The sequence below is a fragment of the Amycolatopsis minnesotensis genome, from assembly GCF_039529815.1.
GTDB lineage: Bacteria > Actinomycetota > Actinomycetes > Mycobacteriales > Pseudonocardiaceae > Amycolatopsis > Amycolatopsis minnesotensis.
Genome location: NZ_BAAANN010000041.1, coordinates 1 through 22,156, shown reverse-complemented (window position 1 = coordinate 22,156; position 22,156 = coordinate 1). Strand labels below are relative to the sequence as shown.

The 22,156-nt window shown below is 70.0% G+C and carries 26 protein-coding genes; 11 read left to right on the top strand and 15 right to left on the bottom strand.

Features of this window, described 5'->3' with window-relative positions:
* Positions 1-74: 74 nt before the first annotated feature.
* Positions 75-260 (bottom strand): DUF3073 domain-containing protein, encoded by a 186-nt coding sequence (locus ABD256_RS36305; RefSeq protein ID WP_215549020.1) that lies wholly within the window; start codon positions 258-260, stop codon positions 75-77.
* Between the two features lie 251 nt (positions 261-511).
* Here ABD256_RS36305 and ABD256_RS36300 point away from each other — a divergent pair, with 251 nt between their 5' ends.
* A complete protein-coding gene (locus tag ABD256_RS36300) occupies positions 512-1,408 on the top strand; it encodes a DUF8083 family protein (RefSeq protein ID WP_344429509.1) in 897 nt (298 codons plus the stop codon).
* 11 nt (positions 1,409-1,419) lie between these two features.
* Here the strand turns inward: ABD256_RS36300 and ABD256_RS36295 are convergent, their stop codons facing one another.
* From ABD256_RS36295 to ygfZ, 3 genes are read right to left on the bottom strand one after another with little or no spacing between them, the layout of a single operon-like run.
* Positions 1,420-2,373 carry an asparaginase gene (locus tag ABD256_RS36295; RefSeq protein ID WP_344429507.1) on the bottom strand — a complete coding sequence of 318 codons (954 nt, stop codon included), beginning with the start codon at positions 2,371-2,373 and terminating at the stop codon, positions 1,420-1,422.
* Positions 2,370-2,927, bottom strand: a complete 558-nt coding sequence (locus tag ABD256_RS36290; protein ID WP_344429505.1) for an RsiG family protein — start codon at positions 2,925-2,927, stop codon at positions 2,370-2,372. The genes ABD256_RS36295 and ABD256_RS36290 overlap by 4 nt, the downstream gene beginning before the upstream one ends.
* Positions 2,928-2,965: 38 nt before the next feature.
* Positions 2,966-4,090 carry a CAF17-like 4Fe-4S cluster assembly/insertion protein YgfZ gene (gene ygfZ / locus ABD256_RS36285; protein WP_344429503.1) on the bottom strand — a complete coding sequence of 375 codons (1,125 nt, stop codon included), beginning with the start codon at positions 4,088-4,090 and terminating at the stop codon, positions 2,966-2,968.
* A gap of 23 nt (positions 4,091-4,113) precedes the next feature.
* Between ygfZ and ABD256_RS36280 the strand changes: the two genes are divergently transcribed.
* Positions 4,114-4,962: an aminodeoxychorismate lyase gene (locus ABD256_RS36280; RefSeq protein WP_344429501.1), complete on the top strand. Its 849-nt coding sequence runs from the start codon at positions 4,114-4,116 to the stop codon at positions 4,960-4,962.
* A gap of 538 nt (positions 4,963-5,500) precedes the next feature.
* Here the strand turns inward: ABD256_RS36280 and ABD256_RS36275 are convergent.
* The 5 genes from ABD256_RS36275 to ABD256_RS36255 all read right to left on the bottom strand — a co-directional run bounded on the left by ABD256_RS36275 (position 5,501) and on the right by ABD256_RS36255 (position 9,799).
* Entirely contained in the window at positions 5,501-6,211 is a 711-nt protein-coding gene (locus ABD256_RS36275; RefSeq protein WP_344429499.1) for a hypothetical protein, read from the bottom strand.
* The gene (locus tag ABD256_RS36270) at positions 6,199-7,074 is read right to left on the bottom strand and encodes a 5-oxoprolinase subunit C family protein (protein WP_344429497.1); all 876 of its coding nucleotides are present in this window, start codon (positions 7,072-7,074) and stop codon (positions 6,199-6,201) included. The genes ABD256_RS36275 and ABD256_RS36270 overlap by 13 nt, the downstream gene beginning before the upstream one ends.
* Entirely contained in the window at positions 7,071-7,676 is a 606-nt protein-coding gene (locus ABD256_RS36265; protein WP_344429495.1) for a 5-oxoprolinase subunit B family protein, read from the bottom strand. The genes ABD256_RS36270 and ABD256_RS36265 overlap by 4 nt, the downstream gene beginning before the upstream one ends.
* A 5-nt stretch (positions 7,677-7,681) precedes the next feature.
* Positions 7,682-8,296, bottom strand: a complete 615-nt coding sequence (locus ABD256_RS36260) for a heme-binding beta-barrel domain-containing protein (protein ID WP_344429493.1) — start codon at positions 8,294-8,296, stop codon at positions 7,682-7,684.
* 132 nt (positions 8,297-8,428) lie between these two features.
* Positions 8,429-9,799: a DHA2 family efflux MFS transporter permease subunit gene (locus tag ABD256_RS36255; protein WP_344429491.1), complete on the bottom strand. Its 1,371-nt coding sequence runs from the start codon at positions 9,797-9,799 to the stop codon at positions 8,429-8,431.
* Between the two features lie 45 nt (positions 9,800-9,844).
* Between ABD256_RS36255 and ABD256_RS36250 the strand changes: the two genes are divergently transcribed.
* A complete protein-coding gene (locus ABD256_RS36250; protein ID WP_344429489.1) occupies positions 9,845-10,246 on the top strand; it encodes a MerR family transcriptional regulator in 402 nt (133 codons plus the stop codon).
* A 7-nt stretch (positions 10,247-10,253) separates the two neighbouring features.
* Here ABD256_RS36250 and ABD256_RS36245 read toward each other — a convergent pair whose 3' ends face one another.
* Positions 10,254-10,691 carry a VOC family protein gene (locus ABD256_RS36245; RefSeq protein ID WP_344429487.1) on the bottom strand — a complete coding sequence of 146 codons (438 nt, stop codon included), beginning with the start codon at positions 10,689-10,691 and terminating at the stop codon, positions 10,254-10,256.
* 373 nt (positions 10,692-11,064) lie between these two features.
* On the opposite strand from ABD256_RS36245, the gene ABD256_RS36240 reads away from it, so the two are divergent.
* Both ABD256_RS36240 and ABD256_RS36235 read left to right on the top strand, forming a co-directional pair.
* Positions 11,065-11,940: a helix-turn-helix domain-containing protein gene (locus ABD256_RS36240; RefSeq protein ID WP_344429485.1), complete on the top strand. Its 876-nt coding sequence runs from the start codon at positions 11,065-11,067 to the stop codon at positions 11,938-11,940.
* Positions 11,941-12,036: 96 nt separating this feature from the next.
* The gene (locus tag ABD256_RS36235) at positions 12,037-12,693 is read left to right on the top strand and encodes a DUF5753 domain-containing protein (RefSeq protein ID WP_344429483.1); all 657 of its coding nucleotides are present in this window, start codon (positions 12,037-12,039) and stop codon (positions 12,691-12,693) included.
* 85 nt (positions 12,694-12,778) lie between these two features.
* Here ABD256_RS36235 and ABD256_RS36230 read toward each other — a convergent pair whose 3' ends face one another.
* From ABD256_RS36230 to ABD256_RS36210, 5 genes are all read right to left on the bottom strand, one after another.
* Complete coding sequence (locus tag ABD256_RS36230; RefSeq protein ID WP_344429481.1) at positions 12,779-13,090, bottom strand: DUF1416 domain-containing protein; 312 nt, start codon at positions 13,088-13,090, stop codon at positions 12,779-12,781.
* Entirely contained in the window at positions 13,090-13,926 is an 837-nt protein-coding gene (locus tag ABD256_RS36225) for a sulfurtransferase (RefSeq protein ID WP_344429479.1), read from the bottom strand. The genes ABD256_RS36230 and ABD256_RS36225 overlap by 1 nt, the downstream gene beginning before the upstream one ends.
* 38 nt (positions 13,927-13,964) lie before the next feature.
* On the bottom strand, positions 13,965-14,399 hold the full coding sequence (locus ABD256_RS36220) for a DUF4395 domain-containing protein (protein WP_344429477.1): 435 nt from the start codon (positions 14,397-14,399) through the stop codon (positions 13,965-13,967).
* Between the two features lie 227 nt (positions 14,400-14,626).
* On the bottom strand, positions 14,627-15,073 hold the full coding sequence (locus ABD256_RS36215; RefSeq protein ID WP_344429475.1) for a TlpA family protein disulfide reductase: 447 nt from the start codon (positions 15,071-15,073) through the stop codon (positions 14,627-14,629).
* 6 nt (positions 15,074-15,079) lie between these two features.
* Complete coding sequence (locus tag ABD256_RS36210; protein ID WP_344429473.1) at positions 15,080-15,973, bottom strand: LmeA family phospholipid-binding protein; 894 nt, start codon at positions 15,971-15,973, stop codon at positions 15,080-15,082.
* Between the two features lie 167 nt (positions 15,974-16,140).
* On the opposite strand from ABD256_RS36210, the gene ABD256_RS36205 reads away from it, so the two are divergent.
* The 6 genes from ABD256_RS36205 (at position 16,141) to pstB (ending at position 21,946) form a co-directional block, all read left to right on the top strand.
* Positions 16,141-16,887, top strand: a complete 747-nt coding sequence (locus ABD256_RS36205; RefSeq protein WP_344429471.1) for a winged helix-turn-helix transcriptional regulator — start codon at positions 16,141-16,143, stop codon at positions 16,885-16,887.
* Positions 16,888-16,913: 26 nt separating this feature from the next.
* Positions 16,914-17,840: a mycothiol synthase gene (gene mshD, locus ABD256_RS36200; protein ID WP_344429469.1), complete on the top strand. Its 927-nt coding sequence runs from the start codon at positions 16,914-16,916 to the stop codon at positions 17,838-17,840.
* A gap of 190 nt (positions 17,841-18,030) precedes the next feature.
* Positions 18,031-19,164, top strand: coding sequence for a phosphate ABC transporter substrate-binding protein PstS (pstS, locus tag ABD256_RS36195; RefSeq protein ID WP_344429467.1), 1,134 nt, complete (start codon positions 18,031-18,033; stop codon positions 19,162-19,164).
* A 164-nt stretch (positions 19,165-19,328) separates the two neighbouring features.
* Positions 19,329-20,249 carry a phosphate ABC transporter permease subunit PstC gene (pstC, locus tag ABD256_RS36190; RefSeq protein WP_344429630.1) on the top strand — a complete coding sequence of 307 codons (921 nt, stop codon included), beginning with the start codon at positions 19,329-19,331 and terminating at the stop codon, positions 20,247-20,249.
* Positions 20,249-21,166, top strand: a complete 918-nt coding sequence (gene pstA / locus ABD256_RS36185) for a phosphate ABC transporter permease PstA (RefSeq protein ID WP_344429465.1) — start codon at positions 20,249-20,251, stop codon at positions 21,164-21,166. Before pstC ends, pstA begins: the two co-directional genes overlap by 1 nt.
* Before the next feature lie 3 nt (positions 21,167-21,169).
* A complete protein-coding gene (gene pstB / locus ABD256_RS36180; protein WP_344429463.1) occupies positions 21,170-21,946 on the top strand; it encodes a phosphate ABC transporter ATP-binding protein PstB in 777 nt (258 codons plus the stop codon).
* Positions 21,947-22,156 lie beyond the last annotated feature (210 nt).

The following is a 22,156-nucleotide window of genomic DNA, read 5'->3' as shown; positions in this document are numbered from 1 at the left end:
AAAGAAGGACAGGGCGAGACACGAGGGTGGGTCCGGGCGTGGTGCCCGGTTCCCACCCTCGTGGTCAACTCGCCTCAGCGGCGGTATTCGTCGTACCCGTCGTACGGGTCCTCGTCATACCGCTTGTCGTCCTCGTGCCTGTCGTCAGAGGAACTACTGGACAGCTCGCGCTGCAAAGCATCGAAATCCGTGTCGTGAGTGCTGTACTTGAGCTCTCGCGCCACTTTCGTCTGCTTGGCCTTAGCCCGGCCGCGCCCCATGGCTCGACCCCCTCGCACAGGGGCGGGGCGGCCGGGGGAAAACGGCGGCCCCGCATCGTCTCGACAATTATTTCCTGTGCACACCGTACCGTGTCGCAGGGGTCCCGTGCGACGTGGCACCGTGTGCCGGTCGTGACAGTCCTCTCCGGACGCTGGATCGAGCGCGGCCCCGGTTCGCATCGCGACGGTCCGTGACGGTCGTTGCGCCGGTCGGTGGTGTTCCGGCCGGGTCTCCGTGCCACGATTCAGGGGTGCTCCGTCCCTTCGTGGCGTACTTGCGGGTCTACGAACCGCTGTCGGCCTTCGGTGAACCCCCCGGCAGGCCGCTGCTCGACGCGGTCAAGGCGGCCAACCTGACCAGGGGGACCGTCGGCGAGCGCGAACAACAGATGTGGCTCAAATCACAAACCGCGGCACCGGTGCGCCTGCTCCCGGCCGAGCTGGCCGACGGCAAGGCCGCGCCGAGCACCCGCACCGACGTGCTGGTGCTCGACCCGGCCGACGTGCCCAGCGGCGGCGCGGCGAGCGAGCCGTACGTGTGCCCGCTGGAGCTGCGGGCGAGGTCGGCCGCCGCGCTCGTGAACTTCCTCGGCGACGCTCACCCCACGCTGCGCGCCTCGATCCTCTCGGCGGGCGGCGTGACCGCCGAGACGGTGCGCAGCCGCACCACCTCGGCGCTCGGCGAGCTGCTCCGGCCCGCCGTCCACGTGCTGTCGACGACCTGGACGGTGCCGCTTCCGTGGTTCGCGATCGTCGAACCCGAGGAGCGCAAGCTGGTACTGGGCACGGGCAGGCAGGACCCGGCGCGCGAGCTGTCGTGGCGGGTCGCCATGTCGGACGCGGTGATCCGGGTCGCCGAGGCGCAGGACCTGGTGGAGAACACCCTCGGCGAGTCCGGCCCGGCGCGGATCCTCGCCGAGACCGGCCAGTGGCTGGACAACTTCGACGACGACGCCGTGATCGAACTCGACTACGGCGGCCTCGTGCAGCTCCTCGACGACGAGACGCTCACCTCGGACCACTCCGCCGAAGACGTGCACGACATCCTCGACGCGCTGCGCACCGGAAACGTGGAGCGGCTCGGTGGCCTGTTCGGCAAGCTCCGCGAGTACTGGTCGACCCTGGCGAGCCAGGAACACCACAACTGACCAGGGCCGGATCAGCCGAGGAGCGCGCCGGGGACGCGGAACTCGCCCACCGGCAGGCCGCCGCCGAGAACGGGGCCGCGGGCGAGGCCGGTGAGCACGGCCGCGGCGGCCGGATCCGATGGCAGCGCGCCGAGCCGGTCGAGCACGGCGACGATCACCGGCATCCTGGCGCGCGCGGCACCGTCGTCGATCTTGAGCGCGATCGAGGTGCCGTCGGCCAGTGCGACCGCGTGCACGCCCTCGGCGCCTTCCTTGGAGAGCAGCCCGCCGACGCCGCGCATGAGCGCGGTGTCCTCCCGGCCGGTGCCCGCGACGAGCCACGGGTGCGCGCGCATGGTGCCGGCGATCCGGGTGCACTGGGCGTCACCGGTGACCAGCCGTCCGAACGCCCGCGCCAGCCCGGTCAGCGAGTAGGCGAACAGCGGCGCGCCGCAGCCGTCGACGCCGGTGCGCCCGATCGGCTCGCCGGTCGCCTCGCCGAGCGTGGCCTTGATCGCGCGCTGCAGCTCGTGCTCCGGATCGAGGTAGCCTGGCCGGTCCCAGCCAGCTTCGACGCAGGTCACGAGCATCGCCGTGTGCTTGCCGGAGCAGTTCATCGCCACGCGCCGCGGCGACGGTGCGGCAAGCATGCTCGGCTGGTGCCTCGGGAGGGCCTTGGGGCAGCGCAGGTCGTCTTCGCCGAGCCCGTACCGCTCCAGCAGGCTCAGCACTCCGCGCACGTGCCGCGGTTCGCCGCTGTGCGACGCGCAGGCCAGCGCCAGGCCCTCGCCGTCGAGGCCGAGGCCGTGCCGCAGCATCGCCAGCGCCTGCAGCGGCTTGCTCGACGAACGCGGGTAGATCGGGCTCGTCACGTCACCGGCCGACAAGATCGGGCGGCCGTCCGGGTCCAGTACCACGACCGCGCCGCGGTGCACGCTTTCGACGAAGCCCGAGCGGGTGACCTCCACGAGCACCGGGTTGGTCACTCGGCGGCCTTCCGCCCCCGCTCGGTGTCCAGCAGTTCGTCCACCGAGGCCTTCCCCTCGGCGTAGCGCGCCGCGATCTCCGCGTTGATCGTGTCGACGACGGCCTGCACCTCGCGCCGCCGCGTCGACACCGACATCTCTTCGTCGGTGTAGGTGCGCAACGTCTCGGCGAGCTTTTCCCCGGTCAGCGCGCCGACGTCGGTGAGGTCCGAGTTCCCGACGAGCGCTTCGGCCTGGCGGCGGTGCTCGCCCGCGCGTGACGGTTCGAGCTGCTGGTGGCGGCCGGAGCTGCCGAGCGCGGAATCGGACAGGATGCTGGCGAGCCGGTCGACGATGCTCTCCCCGCCCGAGCTGCGGCGCTGCTGCTCGGCGCGCACGATGTCGATCCGGGCGTGCAGGAGCCTGCGCAGGTAGGAAAGGTCGGTTTCCTCCTGCGCCGCTTCGTCTCGACGCTCGCGCAGCACGGTCAGCGTCAGCCCGCCGAGCCCGCGCACGTATTCCCCGTCGAGTACCCGGTCGATACGTCGGCGCCCACCGGGCCGGACTTCGATCACGCGGACATCCTTACGTAAGTCACCGTCGCACGCCAGCTTCAGCCGCGCAGCCGCTGGGCGGCTTCGCGCCCGGGGGCGGCGTGCTCGGCCGGCATCGAGTCCGGGTCGATGGCCGCTTGGACCACGTGGTCCTCCTCGCCCGCGAGGAGTTCGGCGTCCACCGGGACGGACCGTTTGACCAGTGCGAGCGCCACCGGTCCGAGTTCGTGGTGCTGGGCGACGCTGCCGACGCGGCCGACCACGCGCTCGCCGAGCCGCACCGGTTCGCCGGGCTCCGGCGCGATCTCGGGTGACCCGTCGAGGTGCAGGAGCACCATCTGCCGGGGCGGGCGGCCCACGTTGTGCACCTTCGCCACGGTCTCCTGGCCGCGGTAGCAGCCCTTCGCCACGTGCGCGGCGGAGCCGATCCAGTTGACCTCGTGCGGGATCGCGCGCTCGTCGGTGTCGACGCCGAGCCGCGGCCGGAGCGACTCCACGCGCAGGGCGTCGAAGGCCCAGGTGCCCGCGGGGCGCGCGCCCGCATCGGTGACGCGCTGCCACCAGTCCGCCAGCTCCGCCCTCGGCACGAGCAAGTCCACACTGGACCGTCCCGGCCACGGCATGCGCCTGGCGACCCCGCCGGGGATCGCGGCGACCGCGTACGGCTCGGTGCCGAGCTGGATGTCCAGTTTCGTGAGCAGCGCGTCGGCTTCGGGGCCCAGTACCGTGAGCACGGCGTGCTCGCTGCGCGCGATGTCTACTTTGGACCAGAACTTCATCGCTTCGAAGTAGTCGAGCAGCGTCTGCTTTTCGCCGCCCTTCGGCAGCGCGCTGGTGGCCACCGGCCCCGGATCGGTGTCGAGCCACACCGTGCCGCCGACGTGCGCCAGCACCATGTGGGTGTCGATGCGGCCGTGGCTGTCGAGCACCAGCGCCTCGGTGCCCATCTCGTCGGGGAGTTCGGTCATGTGCTGCGAGATCACCAGGTGCAGCCAGGAAAGCCGGTCGTCGCCGCGGACCGTCAGCACCTCGCGGTGCGAGCGGTCGACCACGGCGACGGTGCGCGCCGCGGTCCGTTGCTCGGCGAACGGGTCACCCCAGTGCCACGGCACCCCGGGTTCGGCGTGACCGTCCGGCGGCGCGATCGATCCGTGCGTTTCGAGCAAGGGCGACTGGTAGGACATGGTGCCGACGGTACCCTTTTCGCATGCGCGTGCTCGCTTTCCTGGACGGAACCCTCGCCGACCCCGACGCGGCCCACATCCGCGTCGACGATCTGGGCCTGCTGCGGGGTGACGGCATCTTCGAGACCATCCTCGTCGTCGGTGGCAAGCCCCGCGAGTTCGGTCCGCACCTCGACCGGCTGGCCAGGTCCGCGGCCAAGATGGACCTGCCGGAGCCGGACCGGGCGGCCTGGGAGCGCGCGGCCGGGCTGGTGCTCGAGAACTGGGACGGCGGTGACGAGATCGCCCTCAAGCTGGTCTGCACCAGGGGCGTCGAAGGCGATCCGGAAGCCGGGCCGACCGGGTTCGCGCTCGGCCTGGAAATCGACCAGAAGGTGATCAAGGCGCGCGCCGAGGGCGTCGCCGCGATCACCCTCGACCGCGGGATCGACCCCGCCCTCGCCGAGCGCGCGCCGTGGCTGCTGCTCGGCGCGAAGTCGCTCTCGTACGGCATCAACATGGCCGCCATCCGCGAAGCGGGCCGCCGTGGCGCCAGCGACGTCGTGTTCACCGCCAGCGATGGCTCGGTGCTGGAAGGCCCGACGTCGACGGTCGTCGTCGCGAAGGACCGCACGCTGTACACGCCGCCCGCGAACATCGGCATCCTGCCGGGCACCACGCAGGCGGGGCTGTTCCGCGGGGCCGAGAAGGCGGGCTGGTCGGTCAAGGTGGAGTCGCTGCGGGTGCCGGACCTGCTGGACGCCGACGGCGTGTTCCTGGCGTCGTCGGTGCGGAAGGTCACCAGGGTGCACACGCTGGACGGGACCGCGCTGCCGGATTCGTCGAAGGTGCACGCGGAGCTGGCGGCGGCCTACGAGGCCGAATACGCCTGAGCCCGGTTCCCCGGGAGGAACGCCTTTCGCCGTCCGCGGCCAGGGCGCGGACTCACGGCCACCCGCGGCTCGACCACGGCACGCCGACCACGGCACGCCCTTCGCGGCAACACGAGAATGCCCCTTCGTTCGCCTTGGGGACCCCCATGGTCAACATTACCGTGCGCCACCGACATTTCCGGGCGCCGGAACGGCACTCCGGGCCTCTGCTCGGGCCGCAGGCCCTGAAGGTCACCTTCAGGGACCTCAACGCCGCGAATGCGACCCTCACGAGCTTTCTGCGCTCCCGCGCGCCTTCTCCGCTCCTTTCCGCTCCCGCGCTGATGATGCCCCGAAGGTCACCTTCGGGGCATCTGCCTCGGCAGGCTCCGCGCCCATGCCCCGAGGGACACCTTCAGTCGTCTGTGTCCCCTGGCGGGGACGTCCTGCCAGGGGTGAAAACAGGGGCGCGCGCCTCCGCTGGAGGGGCGATCTCGCTGTGCCCGGCGAAGCTGCTTATTTTCAAGCCAGGGCGCAGGCAGGCACCCCGGGCGGGTGGTCAGGCCGGGTTCGGCAGGGTGGCGACGAGGCGCCGGAAGTCCCTGTTTTCCCGTGCCGGCGGCGAGAACCCTTCGCGGAGGTCGGCCGCGGTGAGCGCGGGCGGGTCGACCCTGGCGATCCGCACCACGGTCGGCAGCACCTCTTCCGCTTCGTAGGCGGCGATCTTGTGGTGGCCGTCGAGCAGGTAGCCACTGTAGCGCCGTTCGCTCGCGACGTGCAGCAACACCGCGGCCGGGCGGTGGCCGGTGCGGATCGCGGCCCGGTAGTAGCCGATGCGGTCGGTGTCGGCGGGCGGCCAGCTCTCGGTCGGCACCAGGTACCGGTCGTCGCGCTCCTCGTACAGCCAGTGCGGCTGGTCCGGCTCGGGCGCGAGCACGTACCAGGGGTCCGCCTCGGCCAGCTTTTCCGGGCCGGTCAGCTCGTAGGTGCCGTTCGCGAGCAGGCCGAGCAGCGGCGCGAGCGTCGCGCTCAGCGGGCGCCGGAGCTGACCGGTCGCCAGCGCGATCCGCAGCGAGGCGACCAGGTCCGGCCGCGCCGGCAGGCTCGGCGCGCGGGCGACCAGCCTGCCGATCGACCCCTCGTAGGCCGTGCTGTCCAGCACCGCCGCCACGCCGCCGAGGTACAGCAGGCTTTCCACCGCCCAGCCGTACGGGCTCCCGCCACGGATGTCGATCGTGCCGGTGCCGTCGCTGATCGCTACTCGCTCCACACCGTGCTTGACGGGCGGAAGCGCACCGAGGTTCCCGGCCTCGCCTGTGCGAGTGAGGGAAGTGCCGCCGCGCGCACCACGCCGAGCACCGGATAACCGCCGGTGGTCGGGTGATCGGCGAGGAACACCACCGGCAGGCCGTCCGGCGGCACCTGCACCGCGCCGGTGACGATCCCTTCGCTCGGCAGCTCGGCGTCGGCGAAGCCCTCGGCACGTCGCAGCGGGGGCCCGTCGAGGCGGACGCCGACGCGGTTCGACTCCGGCGTGACGGTCCAGGCGCGCGCGAGCTGCGACACGGGTTCGCCGAACCAGTCGTCACGCGGGCCGAGCAGCAGTTCGACGTCCAAAGTGGACGGTGGGGTGGACGGGGAGAGCGCGTCTTCGCCGACGGGGATGCCGCTGGGGTCGCCGAGCCGCAGCGTTTCGCCCGCGGAAAGCGGCGGCGGGCCGATCCCGGACAGCACGTCGGTGGCCATGCTGCCCAGCTCCGGTTCGGCCAGTATCCCGCCGGAAAGCGCCACGTAGCACCGCAGACCGGTGGCGGGCGTGCCCAGTTCCAGCACGTCACCGGCGGCGAGGTGGACGGGCACGTGGGTGCCGCGCCCGCGCCCGCCCGCGGTGACCGCGACCGCCGGGCCGGTGACCGCGGCGGTGCACGACGTGAGCGCGCGCAACCGCAGGCCGCCCAGCACCGACTCGATCCCGGCCGCCTGCTCCGGGTTGCCGGCCAGCCGGTTCGCCAGCCGCAGCGCCGGTGCGTCCAGTGCGCCGGACGGCGGCACGCCGAGGTGGGCGTTCCCCGGCCTGCCGAGGTCCTGCACCAGCGCGGACGGCCCGGTCGCGAGGATCTCGACGGCTCTCACGACACGCTCCGGAACCGCACTTTGTCGCCGGGCGCGAGCAGCGCGGGCCGCGTGGCCTTCGGGTCGAACAGGGTCGTGCCGACGTTGCCGATCAGCCGCCAGCCCCCCGGCGACGAGCGCGGGTACACCCCGGTGAACTCGCCCGCGACCCCGAGCGAACCCGGCGGCACCCTGGTCCGCGGGGTCTCCAGCCGGGGTTGCCGCAACGGTTCGGGAAGGCCGGTGAGATAGCCGAAACCGGGCGCGAAACCGGTGAAGGCGACGGTGTACTCGGCTCCGGTGTGCAGGCGGATCACGTCGTCGGCGCCGATCCCGGCGGTGCGGGCGACCAGGTCGAGGTCCTCGCCGTCGTAGCGCACGTCGAGCACGATTTCCCGGGGCGAGCCCTCGGGCGGGTGCTGGAGGTCGGCGGCTTCGACGAGCCGCCGTACCGGGTCCAGCGCACTTCGTTCCGCTACGACCAGCACGCTGCGCGCGCCGGGGACGATTTCGGTGACACCGGGCAACCCGGCCTCCGCGATCGTCGCGCGGACCGCCATCGCCTCGGTGAGGGAGGCGCACTCGGCCAGCACGCCGTGCTCGCCGCAGCGCCGCCAGCGCAACGGCCTCAGCCCACGACGCGACGCAGCAGCGCCGAGGCGTGCGGCTGCATCGGTTCGCCGACCATCGCGCGTTCCTCGACGTAGCCGAGGTCGCCGTTGACGAGGCCGTAGAGGCGCTGCGCGCCCGTCACGTCCTTCGCGGTCGCGGTGCGGACCACGGCGTCGGTGCCGAGCTCCCACGAGGTCTGGCTTTGCGGCTTGCCGTAGAACAGCTCGATGATGCCGCTGGAATGGGCCAGCAGCAGCTCGATCGTGTCGTCCGCCTGCGGCCGCCAGAACCCGGTCTCGCGCGCGGCGGGCCGGATGACGTTGCCGTCGTCGTCGAGCAGCCACGACCGCGCCTCGTGGTAGAGGAACGGCCTGCCGTCGTGGGCGACGGTGAGCTGCTGCGCGAACTTCCGCGGGCCGTCGATCGTGGGGTAGTTGATCTCACCCTCGCCGCGCCACACCCCGACGAGCGGGAGCAGCGCGAGGCACGCCTCGTTCAGGTTCGGGCCCTCGCGGAGGTTCGCGGTGTCCGCCGGAATGGGCAGGTCCGTGAACTGGGGCAGGTTCTTTTCGCGCGTGCTCTCGGCACGTCGCTCCGCGGCCTGGATGGCTTCGTCGCCGCTCGTCGTCATCGGTTCGCTCAGCGCTGGTCGGAGTACAACCGGTAGACGACGTAGACCGCGAACCAGGTGACGGCGATGCCCGCGAGCACCAGCAGTGTCGTAAACAGGATCTCCACCCGCACGAGGATAGTCCCGGGTCGCTCACCTGGCCTTCCGCAGGGTCACCGCGGTGAGGGCCGTCACCACCGCGGTCACCGCCCCGGCCACGACCAGCCCTCGGTGCAGGCCGGTGGTGAAGCCGGGCGCGGTGGCCACCAGCGAGCCCAGCAGTGCGACGCCGAGCGCGGTGCCGGTCTGCCGCGTCGCGTTGACGGTGGCCGAGGCCATGCCGCTGCGCTCCTTCGGCACCACGTGCATGGCCATCGTGTTGACCGGCAGGCCCGCGAGCATCAGCGCGGCGCCGAGCACCGCGAACAGGATCGCCACCACGAAGTACGGCGTGCCGGGGCCCAGCGCGGTCAGTGCCAGCAGGGTGGCGGCGAGCGCCGCGCAGCCGGTGAGCATGGGCACGCGGGGCCCGTGCCTGGCGACCACCCTGCCGGTGATGTTCGCCGAGAGGCTGCTGGCCAGCACGTACGGCAGGAACTGGAGCCCGGCCTCGGTCGGGCCCGCGCCGCGCGCGGTCTGGAGGTAGAGCGAGAGCAGGAAGAAGCTGCCGAACGTGCCGAAGCCGATCGCGAACGAGCTGAGGTTGACCATGCCGAACTCGGGACGGGCGAACAGCCGGATCGGCAGCATCGGCCGTGGCCTGCGCAGCTCGACCGCGACGAAGGCGCCGAACGCCACCACCGCCGCGGTCAGCGCGGTCAGCACCACCGGAGCCGTCCAGCCGAGGTGCCCGGCTTCGATGCACCCGAAGCTGAGGGCGCCGATCCAGCAGACCGCGAGGAGCTGGCCCGCCGGATCGACCGAGGCGTGCGCCGGATCGGCGGACTCGGACAGCGCCCGCCTGCCGAGCGCGATCGCGACCGCGCCGAGCGGCAGGTTGATCAGGAACACGCTCTGCCAGCCGAGGTACTCGGTGAGCGGGCCGCCGACGAGCGGCCCGGCGATGAACGCGAGCGACGCGACGGTGCTCCACAGGCCGAACACGCGGGCGCGGCGCGCCGGTTCGGGGTAGGCGAGCGCCAGCAGCGCCATCGCGCCGGGTGTGATCACGGAGGCGGCGGCGCCCTGCACCACCCTGGCGGCGATCAGCCAGCCGGCGCCGCCCGCGAACGCGCAGGCGGCCGAGGCCAGCGTGAACACGACGAGCCCGAGCAGGAACACGCGCTTGCGGCCGTGACGGTCGGCGAGCGCGCCCCCGGTGAGCATGCTCGCGGCGAGCGCGATGACGTAACCGTCGACGATCCATTGCAGCTGGGACAGGGGCGCGCCGAGCGAGCGCTGCATGCTCGGCAGCGCGATGGTGACGATGCTGACGTCGAGCAGCGCCATGAAGGTGCCGAGGAAGAGCGTGGCCAGCAGTGCCACCTCGCGCCGCTTTTCGGTAACGGTTTTCGATTGGGTCACGAGTACAGGTTGCGGTCTCAAGTCGGCTTGAGGTCAACTGGATCCATGTGGCAGATCGGGGAGGCGGCCGCGAAGGTCGGTGTCGCGGTGTCGGCACTGCGGTACTGGGACGAACGCGGGCTGGTCGCGCCCGCCGGGCGCAAAGCGGGCGCGCGCTGGTACGGCGACGAGGAGATGCACCGCCTCGCCGCGGTGAAGCTGTTGCAGGACACCGGGATGATGAGCCTCGACGAGATCGCGGCGATCGTGGGCGGCCGGTCGCGCGGTGACTGGCGGGCCGCGATGAAGTCGCGGCTCGCGGAGATCAGGGCGCAGCGGGAGCGCCTCGCCGCCGCCGAGGGGTTCCTGGAGCACTTCCTGCGCTGTCCCAGCGAGAAACCGATCGTCCAGTGCCCGCGGATGCGTGACTACACCGACCGCGCACTGCGCGACGACGAGGCCGGGTAGCGCCGGTTCACAGCAGGCAGAACTCGTTCCCTTCCGGGTCGGCCATCCAGAAGTGATCCGGCCGTCCCCGCGACTCGTACCGGTGCACGATCGTCGCGCCCGCCGCGACGAGCCGTTCGGCGGCCCGCTCCGCACGCGGCCACCGGACCTCCCACGGCGTCTGCCGCCCGCCGCCCGCCCGCACGTCGATGTGCAGCCGGTTCTTCGCCACCTTCCCCTCCGGCACCTTCAGGAACGAGATCGCGGGCGCGACACCGTCCGGGTCGGACAGGAAGGCGCCGTCGTCCCACTCCGCTTCGGGCACGTCGTGGTGCGCGAACCAGTGCTCCCAGGTCGCGAACCCCTCGGGCGATGGCCGCTCGACGTAGCCGAGCGCGAGTGCCCAGAACCGCGCCAGCTTCCCGGGTTCCGCGCAGTCCACCGTCAACGTCCAGTTCGTGGCCATGCTCTCCCCTTCGGATCGAAGTGGGAGGACCGTACCGCCGTGGTCCGACAGTTCCCGGTCTTCGGCCGCCGCGCGGTTCGCCGACCCGTGGCCGAAGAAGTCCTTTGTGGACTTTATCGGGTGTGTGGGTGTTCGGCCGAATGGGGGTGTGCTGGTACGAGTTCGCACCACACGGGCCTTTCATAAGACGTTGTTTCGCTGAGAAGCGCTTCGCGGAACGCCTAGATCGAAAAGGCTCTACAGCTGCGAAAGAGCGCGAAAGATCTGTCGTGATCTTTCGCGCGCGTTGCGGAAAAGAATCAGGGTTCCCGTTCCGGTGAAACGGTTGTGCCGCGCTCTCCTCGGACGGGCCGGTCGCTCTAGCGTGTGCCGTATGAAGGACACCGGACAGCAGGACTCCTCCGTGCGAGCGAGAGAGCTCGGGCACGCGCTGAAACTCGCCAGGCAGCGCGCGAACCTGACCGGGCGCGCGCTGAGCCAGAAACTGTCGTGGCCCCATGGCAAGCTCTCCTTCATCGAGAACGGGAGGAGGCCGATAACCGAGGCCGAGGTCGCCGCGTGGCTGGCGAGCTGCGGGCCGTTGATTCCCGAGGAGTACGAACGGTTGCGCTCGATGGCGAAGGAGCCGGACACCGGATACCGGGCCTGCCCGCACGATCCGGAGCTGCCCGCCCGGTTCCGATCCCTGCTCGTGCAGGAGAACGCGGCGCGCGAGGTCACCGCTTACGAACCACTGGTCGTCCCCGGTCCGCTGCAGACCGAGGACTACGTGCGGGCGCTCGTCGGCTGGAGCACGCCGTTGCCGCCGTCCCAACAGGAGGCGAGGGTGCTGGCGGGCCTGCAGCGGCAGGAGATGCTGCACGCGCGCGGCGGACCCGACCGGACGTTCTTCGTGCAGGAGAGCGCGTTGCGGATGAAACTCGGCGACGCCAGGACCATGTACGAGCAGATCCTGTTCCTGGTGCTCGCTTCGTCCGAGGGGCTGTGCCCGGTGCGGGTGGTGCCCAACTCGGCCGGCCCGTTCCGCGCGCTGGGCGGCGGTTTCCGGTTGATGGACTTCGACGAGTGCCCGACGGTCGCCTACACGGAAGGAAGTTCGGCCGGGGTGTTCCTGGAACGGCCAGCCGACATCGTGCGGTACCGAGGATATTTCTCACGGCTCGAGAACGCCGCGCTGAATCGGGAGGAGTCGCGGGCCTGGCTGCTTGACCTGGCCAGTTCCTACGAACGCGCCGCGAATGGCCACTGAAACGCCGGTGCACGTGCGCACCATCGCTCGTTCCTTGTGGTGAAACGGTTCCGAGATACTGCCCCTGGACGCGCTCGGAGGTTTAGCGTGCCACGCATGACCGGAACAACACGGTACGAATCCGCCACTGGGGAAAGAGCCGGCACGCTCGCCGCGGAGCCCGATACGGGTTTCTGGCTGCGGGCAGGCGTCCCAGGAAGCCCAGCCACACCGCGATCCGTCGTCGCCGCGGAAACCACGGCGCGCTCGATATCGAGCTACGAACCGCTGGTGATACCTGGTCTTCTGCAGTCGGCGGCCTATGCGCGCGAACTGTTTCGCTGCAGCCTGTTCACACCGGAGCAACAGGAGGTGCGGGTCGCCTACCGGCTCTCCCGGCAGGAACTGCTGCACAAGAGCGGCCGGCCGCACGCGGAGTTCTTCGTGCACGAACGGGCCCTGCGCAACATGGTCGGCGACAGCAGGGTGATGCAGGAGCAGAGCATGCACCTGTTCCTCGCCGCCGCGCACGGCGAGTGCGTGGTGCGGGTGGTGCCGCGCGCGGTCCGCTCGTTCGCGGTGATGGATTCCTTCAGCCTCTACGAATACCCCGCACAGCCCTCCGCCATCTACGCCGAGAGCATGAGCGGTGGCGTCTTCGTCGACGAACCGCACCAGGTGGCGCTCTACCGGAAGGTGCTGGAGCGGCTGCGCGATCGCGCGCTGAGCCCCGAGGTGACCAGGACGCTGCTCGCCCGCCTCGCCGACGCCTGACCGCCGGAAAACAGGGCGCCCCACGCGCCTGAAAGCACTGGAGGCCATCCACGAGCCGTGGATGGCCTCCAGTGCTGGAAAACGCCTACGCGACCGCGACGGCGAGCTGGTGCACGCCGGGCCCGTCCGCGCTGACCGAGGCTTCACCGTTGCCGGTGCGGTGCAGCGCGCGCACCGTCCAGGTGCCCGGTGCCGCGTAGAAGCGGAAGTCGCCCTCCGGCGAGGTGACGACCTCGCCGGTGAAGTCGCCGCCGGAGTCGAGCAGCCGCACGAACGCGCCGCCGACCGGGCCCTCGGAACCGGTCACCTTCCCGGCCAGCACGACCTGTCCCTTGGTGTCCTCCCGCGTGTCGGTGGCCGTCTGCACCGGTGCGCCGCACCCGTCGTTCGCCGTCATCACTTCGCTCCCAGTTCCACCGGCACGCCGACCAGCGAGCCGTATTCGGTCCACGATCCGTCGTAGTTCTTCACATCGGTCTGGCCGAGCAGCTCGTGCAGCGCGAACCAGGCGATCGACGAGCGCTCGCCGATGCGGCAGTAGGCGATGGTCGGCTTCGACGCGTCGAGTCCGGCCTCCGCGTAGAGCTCCTTGATCTCGTCGGAGGACTTGAAGGTGCCGTCCTCGTTGGCGACCTTCGCCCACGGCACGTTCAGCGCGCCGGGGATGTGGCCCGGCACCTGCGCGACCTCCTGCGGGAGGTGCGCGGGCGCGAGCAGCTTGCCGGCGAACTCGTCCGGCGAACGGACGTCGATGTAGTTCTTGCTGCCGATGGACTGGACGACCTCGTCGCGGAAGGCGCGAATCGAGGTGTCCGGCTCCTTGGCCTTGTAGTCGGTCGCCTCGCGCTTGACCTCGTCCGCGTTCAGCTCGCGGCCGTCGAGCTCCCACTTCTTGCGGCCGCCGTCGAGGAGCTGGACGTTCTCGTGGCCGTACAGCTTGAAGTACCAGTACGCGTAGGCCGCGAACCAGTTGTTGTTGCCGCCGTAGAGGACCACGCGGTCGCCGTTCGAAATGCCCTTGTCCGACAGCAGCTTCTCGAACGACGCCTTGTCGACGAAGTCGCGGCGGACCGGGTCCTGCAGGTCGGTGCGCCAGTCGAGTTTCACCGCGCCGCGGATGTGGCCGCCGTCGTAGGCGGTGGTGTCCTCGTCGACCTCGGCGAACACGACACCGGGGGTGTCCAGGTTGTCCTCGGCCCACTGGGTGGTGACCAGGACGTCTTCACGGCTCATGGAGGCGGTACTCGCTTTCTTTGTTCGGGAAGGGATCTTCAGGAGGGCTGGCCGCTCGGCGTGAACCGGCGGATCAGGAGGTACATCTCGCACCCGAGGCAGAAGTTGAACGCCGCGTTGAGGAATGCCGCGAACAAGGCGAACGCGGTCGCCACCACACCGAGCGCGGTGACTTCCGTCGCGTAGCCGATGGTGCCGACGAGCGCGAACACGAATCCGACGGCCTGGGCGAACCGCAGTGGCGCCGCGTCTTCGCGTTCGGTCGCCTGGCCGAGCCTCGGCGCGACCAGGTACCGGTAGAGCAGGGAGTACGGCGCGGGCTTCAACCCGATGAACGCGCCGATCGCGAACACCACCGTCTGCGCGGCGAGCAGCGGCCACCACCCGGTGACGAGCACGACCGCGAGCACGATCGTGGTGAGGATGGCCGCGAAACGCGGGCCGCGGGGGTCCACGGCTGGTCCTGCTGACATGTCAACTCCCGAATGGGATCCGGAGGAGGGGCGCCGAAAGGGGGCGCGCCGGGTACTACCGGCGGTTCGGGTCGCGATCGACCCGGTCAGGCCGGACAGAGGCTGCTGCGAACACGGCACAGGTCGACCGCGCGGCGCTGGGTGAGGTAGCACCGCGTCGGACGATCAAGGGGCAGCCCGTACACAGCGCCCAGGGTACCTACGGTCCCTCAGAGTGGGAACCTCTCTCACCCTCCGGGACGCATCCCGGCATTCGGGAGATGCGGGCGCAAGGCGTCGAGCAGGGAGCCCGCCTTCGGGACGCCCCCGACGCGCAGCAGCTCGCGGCCGTCGGGTGCGAGCGCGAGCGTGGTCGGGGTGCGGAGCACGCCGAGCTGCTGCGCCACCTCGGGACGCTGCGTGACGTCGAGGTCGACGTGGCGGAGGCCGTCCGTGCCGTCGGCGAGGGTGGTGAGCACGGCGCGGGCGTGGCGGCACGGGGCGCAGAACGTGGTCGAGATCTGGACCAGGGTGACGCGCTCGGGGTCGAGCACCCCGGTGACCGCGGCCGGGAGGTCAGGGACGGTTCCGGGGGCCTTTCCGGTCGTCTTGACCCGGCCCTCCCGCCGCCGCAGGAGCAGCCCGGCGGCCGAGCCGGCGACCAGCACGCCCAGCACCACCCACAGCCCCGCCACCTGCCATCACCTTCCCGTGGTTTCGCCGGTGCCCTTCACTCCCGCGAAGGTCACGCCCTTCGCCTCACCGGTCAGGGTCACGCCGCCTTCTTCGACCTTCACCGAGGTCGGTTTGACCTGGAACGGCAGCGTGCCGGTGTCGACGGTCGTCTTCAAGCTGCCGACGAGCAGCTTCGACACGGCCTTTCCAACGATGTTGGGCACCGCGTCATTCCCCAGTTCGACGCGCTCCGGGGTGATGTGGATCTTGGTGCCGTCGATTTCGATCATCGCGTAGCAGGTGAGCTCGAACTTGTTGCCACCGAAGTTGAGGTTGCCCGAGATCTTCACCCCGGCCGAGGACTGCGTCGTCGACTTGTCCGGCGTCGTGGTCGTCTCGTCCGGCTTCGTCTCCTCGCCGGACTTCACCATCTGCTCGCTCGCCTTGTCGATCCGGAAGTCCTTGATCTGGGTCAGCGGGTCGATCCTGGCGATATCGCTGCCCTTGATCTTGATCTGGCCCTCGAGCGTGCCGATCTTGATCGCGTTGGTGTTGCCGTTGATCAGGTCCGACAGCGGCGCGGTCACGTCGCGCAACTCCGCGCTGATCGCGACGTCACGAAGTTTGTTCTCGAACTTCACCCCGGAGGCCTGCACGGAGATGTGGCCGTAGTCACCGCCGATCGCCTGGGTGCTGAACGGGAAGCCGTGAATGGTGACCGACGGGTCGTCGGGCAGCTTCAGCTGTTCCCGCGCTTTCTGCGACACCGTGTGCTCGGCGATGGCCGCGAGCCCGAAATCGGCCCCCACCAGCACCAGCACCAGGATTCCGAGAATGATGAACAGCTTCTTGGCGCGCCTGCCGCCCCGGCTGCGCCGCGGCTGCTGCGGCTGATTCGGGGGCCGGTCGTACTGCGTCACGGGCCTGCTCACCATCACTTCCGATCTGTTGCCGCTGGTCGTCACCCTGGTACCCGGACTGTGATGCGGCCGTCAGGGATAGGTGTTCGGCGGGTTCACCCGCTATTCTCACTCAGCACCGACCGAAGGCCGTATCCGAGGCGACCATGGAACGAGGCGGTGTGGCGATGAGCCTGGACCTGCTGGTGCTGACCCCAGAACCCGAGGCCACCTCGGTGTTGCCCGCGCTCGACCTGTTGCCGCACACGGTACGCGTCCGCGCTCCCGAAGTGACAGCTCTCCTCGACGCGGGCCACCGCGACGTCATCCTTCTCGACGCGCGCACCGATCTCGCCTCCGCGAAGAGCCTCTGCCGCCTGCTCAAGGGCACCGGTGAAGACGAGGCGACGACACCGATCATCGCGGTCGTCGGTGAGGGCGGGCTGGTCGCGGTGAGCGCGGAATGGCGCACCGATGACATCCTGCTGCCCACCGCGGGGCCCGCCGAGGTGGACGCCCGGCTGCGGTTGGCGACCACTCGCGACGGCGCGCAGAGCCACGCGGACGCGGAGCTGCGCGTCGGCGATCTCGTCATCGACGAGGCGACCTACACCGCGCGCCTGCGCAAGCGCACGCTCGAACTGACCTACAAGGAGTTCGAGCTGCTCAAGTACCTCGCGCAGCACGCCGGCCGCGTTTTCACGCGCGCCCAGCTGCTGCAGGAGGTGTGGGGCTACGACTTCTTCGGCGGCACCCGCACGGTCGACGTGCACGTCCGGCGGCTGCGCGCGAAGCTCGGCCCCGAGCACGAGCAGATGATCGGCACCGTGCGCAACGTCGGCTACAAGTTCGAGCGCCCGGTCAAGGGCGGCAAGCCCGCGCTCACCGACCTGCCGGCGGACACCTCCGCGCTGGACGCCTTCTCCCGGTCCTGACCCCGTGCGCCGGATAGGCTGGACCGGTGCTGAACGCGGTGTGGTCGGAGGAGCTGTCCGGGTCCGAAGCGGCCGAGGTGCTGGAACTGCTCACGGCGGCGAACGAGGTCGACGGCAGGCCCGAACTGCCGTCGAACGGGGCGCTGCCCGGCGAGTTCACCGGCGGCGCGCACCTGCTTGCGCGGGTTGACGGCGAGCCGGATCTCGTCGGTTACGCGCACCTCGACCTCGGTGGCGACAGCTTCGGGCGCACGGTCGCCGAGCTGATCGTGCGCCCCGATCACCGCCGCCGCGGCCTCGGCGCCGAGCTGACCGAAGCCGTCGTGGCGCGCGCGGGCGTCCGCGAGAACCCGGACACGCTGCGCGTGTGGTCGCACGGCGATCATCCCGGCGCGGCGAAGCTGGCGGAGCGCACCGGGTTCGCGCGTGCCCGCGAACTGCTGGTGATGCACGTCGACGTGCCGTCGGCGGGCTGGCCGGAGCCCGTGCTCCCCGACGGCGTCCGCCTGCGCGCGTTCGTGCCCGGCCAGGACGAGGAGGCGATGGTCGCGGTCAACGCGCGCGCCTTCGACTGGCACCCCGAACAGGGCGCGCTGACCGTCGCCGAGGTTCGCGAAACCGAGGGCGAGGACTGGTTCGACCCAGCGGGCTTCTTCCTCGCGGAGGACGTCGAAGGCACCGTGCTCGGCTTCCACTGGACGAAGGTGCATCCGCCGAACCCGCGCCGGTTCGGTGGCGAGCCGGTCGGTGAGGTGTACGTCGTCGGCGTGGCTCCCGGCGCGCAGGGCGGCGGGCTCGGCAAGGCGCTGACCACGGCCGGTCTGCGCCATCTCGCCGCGCGCGGCCTCGGTCAGGTGATCTTGTACGTCGAAGGGGACAACGCGGCCGCGGTCGCGGTGTACGAGCGGCTCGGGTTCTCACGGTCCGAAGTCGACGTCCAGTACGGGCGCTGACGTTCGGCCACTTGGCCGTCACCCAGCGCCAATCAGCAGGTCACGGGCAGGACACGGACACGTAGCGCTCCTCACAATGGCGGCCTTGTTCACCCTTCGTTCACCTTCTGACGGCCGTCCGTCCACCGTGGCTCCCTACTGTCCGGGTTCGACGAAACCCGAATGGTCTGTTATCCCCGGAGGAAAACCAGTGAAGATTCTGCGGCCTCTCGTGCCCGCCGGCATCGTGGCGAGCGCCGCTCTCGTGCTCGCCGCGTGTGGCTCCGACCCCGCCGCGAACAACAGCGGCAGTGGCCAGAACTCCGGCGCGCCCGCGGCCACCGGCACCGCGCAGGTGGACTGCGGCGGCAAGCCCTCGCTCAACGCGGAAGGCTCGTCCGCGCAGAAGACCGCGATCGACATCTTCGTGCAGAAGTACTCCCAGAAGTGCTCCGGGCAGCAGCTCACCTACCAGCCAAGCGGTTCCGGTGCGGGTATCAAGCAGTTCAACGGCAACCAGGTCGACTTCGCCGGCTCGGACTCCCCGCTGAAGGACGGCGCCGAGGCCGACGCCGCGAAGACCCGCTGCGGCAGCGAAGCCTGGAACCTCCCGCTGGTGGTCGGCCCGGTCGCGGTCGCCTACAACGTCGCCGGTGTCGACAAGCTGAACCTGACCCCCGAGGTCACCGCGAAGATCTTCAACGGCCAGCTCAAGAAGTGGAACGACCCGGCGATCAAGGCGGTCAAGGGCAACGAAAGCCTTGCCCTGCCGGACAAGCCGATCCAGGTCGTGTTCCGCTCCGACGAGTCCGGCACCACCGACAACTTCCAGAAGTACCTGAAGGCCGCGTCCAAGGGCGCCTGGACCCAGGGTGACGGCAAGCAGTTCAAGGGCGGTGTCGGCAACGGCGCGGAGAAGTCCAACGGTGTCGCGTCCACGGTGAAGAACGCCGACGGCGCCATCACCTACGTCGAGGCCTCGTTCGCCAAGGACGGCCTGAAGACCGCGCTGCTCGACAGCGGTTCCGGCGGCGTCGAGCTCAGCTCCGAGAACGTCGCGAAGGCGCTCGACGCGGCGAAGTTCAAGAAGCAGGGCACCAACGACCTGCAGCTCGACCTCGACGGCATCTACGCCAGCAACGTGCCCGGCGCCTACCCGCTGCTGCTGACCACCTACGAGGTCGTCTGCTCGAAGTACTCCGACGCGCAGGTGTCCAAGGCGGTCAAGGCGTTCCTGACGGTGGCGGCCACCGACGGCCAGAAGCCGTTGTCGGAGAAGGGTTACGTGCCGATCCCGCAGAGCCTGCAGGACAAGGTGCTGACCGCCATCAAGGCGATCGCCTGACGCTTCGCTGACCAGGCAGGACAACCCACAGTCCATGAGTGAAATCCGCACGACGAACGCCCACCGGCGACACCGGTGGGCGTTCGTCGTGCGGTAAACACCCTCCGGAGGGCCCGATTTCGGACCGACCAGGCCCGCCGCTCGCGGGCAAGACGAAGGCGAAGGTGCGGCCCGGTGACCGCGTCTTCAAGAACCTGACCACCGGTGCCGGCGTCTTCATCGTCGCGCTGATCGGGCTGATCGGCATCTTCCTGCTGATCCAGGCGATCCCCGCGCTGCAGGCGAACAAGGCGAACTTCCTCACCGCCAGGGTGTGGGCGACCGGCGACCCGAACAACCTGATGTTCGGCATCCTGGATCTGCTGCTGGTCACCATCGCGACCTCGCTGGTCGCGCTCGTCATCGCGATGCCGGTGTCGCTCGGCATCGCGCTGTTCCTGACCCAGTACGCGCCGCCGAAGCTGGCGAGACCGTTCGCCTACGTGATCGACCTGCTCGCCGCGGTGCCGTCGATCATCTTCGGCCTGTGGGGCATCCTCGTGCTCGCCCCGCAACTCGTGCCGGTGGCGCGGTGGCTCAACGAAACGTTCGGCTGGATCCCGATCTTCGCCGACGGCAACCTCGGCGGGAACTTCGCGGGCACCATCTTCACCGCCGGTGTCGTGCTCGCCGTGATGCTGCTGCCGATCATCACCTCGCTCACCCGCGAGGTGTTCCAGCGGACCCCGACCCCGCACCTCGAAGGCGCGCTGGCGCTGGGCGCCACCCGCTGGGAGGTCATCCGCACCACGGTGCTGCCGTTCGGCAAGGCCGGCTACATCGGCGCGTCGATGCTCGGCCTCGGCCGCGCGCTCGGCGAGACGATCGCGCTTTCGGTGATCCTGTTGCAGCCCAGCCTGAACTTCGACTGGAGCATCTTCGACGGTGGCGCCACGTTCGCCTCGAAGATCGCGTCGAACTACGCCGAGTTCAACAACCCGACCTCGGCCGGTGCCTACATCGCGGCCGGTCTCGTGCTGTTCCTGCTGACCTTCCTGGTCAACATCGCGGCGCGGGCCATCATCGGCGACAAAAAGGAGGCGTGATGACGTCGACCTTGACGGAACCGGCGACCACGCCCGCGTTCCAGCAGGTCTCCCTCGGCCGCAAGGTCAAGAACGGGATCGCCACCGGGCTGGTGTGGCTGTCGTTCCTGATCGCCGTGGTGCCACTGGTGTGGGTGCTCTACACCGTGATCGTCAACGGGGTGAAGCGGATCCCGTTCAGCAACTGGTGGGGCCAGGACTTCGGCAACGTGCTCTCCGACGAGGTCGGCGGCGGCGTGCTGCACGCCATCGTCGGCACCCTGGAACAGGGCCTGGTGTGCGCGGTCATCGCCGTGCCGCTCGGCCTGTCCGTGGCGATCTACCTCGTCGAGTACGGGCGCGGCACCAGGCTCGCGAAGGCCACCACGTTCATGGTGGACATCCTCTCCGGTGTCCCGTCGATCGTGGCCGCGCTGTTCGTCTACGCGCTGTGGGTGACCACGCTCGGCCTGCCCCGCAACGGTTTCGCGGTGTCGCTGGCGCTGGTGCTGCTGATGGTCCCGGTGGTCGTGCGGTCCTCGGAGGAGATGCTCCGGATCGTGCCGGACGACCTGCGCGAAGCCTCGTACGCCCTCGGCGTGCCCAAGTGGAAGACGATCGTGAAGGTCGTACTCCCGACGGCGCTGTCCGGCATCATCGGCGGCATCATGATGGCGCTCGCCCGCGTGATGGGCGAGACGGCCCCGCTGCTCGTGCTGGTCGGCTATTCGCAGTACACCAACTGGAACCTGTTCAGCGGCCCGCAGGCTTCGCTGCCCCTGCTGATGAACAACGAGCGCGCCACCAACTCGATGGTCCCCGGCAGCGTCGGCTTCGACCGGATCTGGGGAGCGGCCCTCACACTGGTGCTCATCATCGCCATCATCAACCTCGCCGCCACGGTGCTCTCCCGCCTGGTCGCCCCGAAGAAGAAGTGAGTCATGGCTAAGCGAATCGACGTCAAGGACGTGGACATCTACTACGGCAAGTTCCACGCCGTGGACAGCGTGACGCTGTCGGTGCCCCCGCGCAACGTCACCGCGTTCATCGGGCCGTCGGGTTGTGGCAAGTCCACCGTGCTGCGCACCCTGAACCGGATGCACGAGGTGATCCCCGGCGCGCGGGTCGACGGTGAAGTGCTGCTCGACGGCGAGGACATCTATTCGTCCACTGTGGACCCGGTACAGGTCCGCCGCACCATCGGCATGGTGTTCCAGCGGCCGAACCCGTTCCCCACGATGTCCATCAAGGACAACGTGGTCGCCGGCCTGAAACTGGCAGGCAGCAACAACAAGAAGGAACTCGAGACGATCGCCGAGCGCGCGCTGCGCGGCGCGAACCTCTGGAACGAGGTCAAGGACCGGCTCAACAAACCGGGCGGCGGCCTCTCCGGCGGGCAGCAGCAACGGCTCTGCATCGCCCGCGCCATCGCCGTGCGGCCCGACGTCCTGCTGATGGACGAGCCCTGCTCCGCGCTCGACCCCATCTCCACGCTCGCGATCGAGGACCTCATCGGCGAGCTGAAGAAGGACTACACGATCGTCATCGTCACGCACAACATGCAGCAGGCCGCCCGCGTCTCCGACCAGACCGCGTTCTTCAACCTGCACGGCGTCGGCCAGCCAGGCCGCCTCGTCGAACTGAACGACACCGAGAAGATCTTCTCCAACCCCGACGAAAAGGCCACTGAGGACTACATTTCGGGGCGCTTCGGCTGACGCCTTCGCTCTGTGTTGTTTATCGGTCGTCAGAATTTGCGCTGCCAGGGCGCGGCTCTCAGGTCGACCCGCCGGTTGGGTGCGTTGGCGCCCTGCCATCGCAAATTCAGAGGGCCCGGGGGGCCCTGCGACCGACTTGCACGCTCCCGGCGCGCGGGGCGCGCCGGGTCGCCGGGTGGGTGGCTGGGTTTTGCATGACCGCGCCTTCGG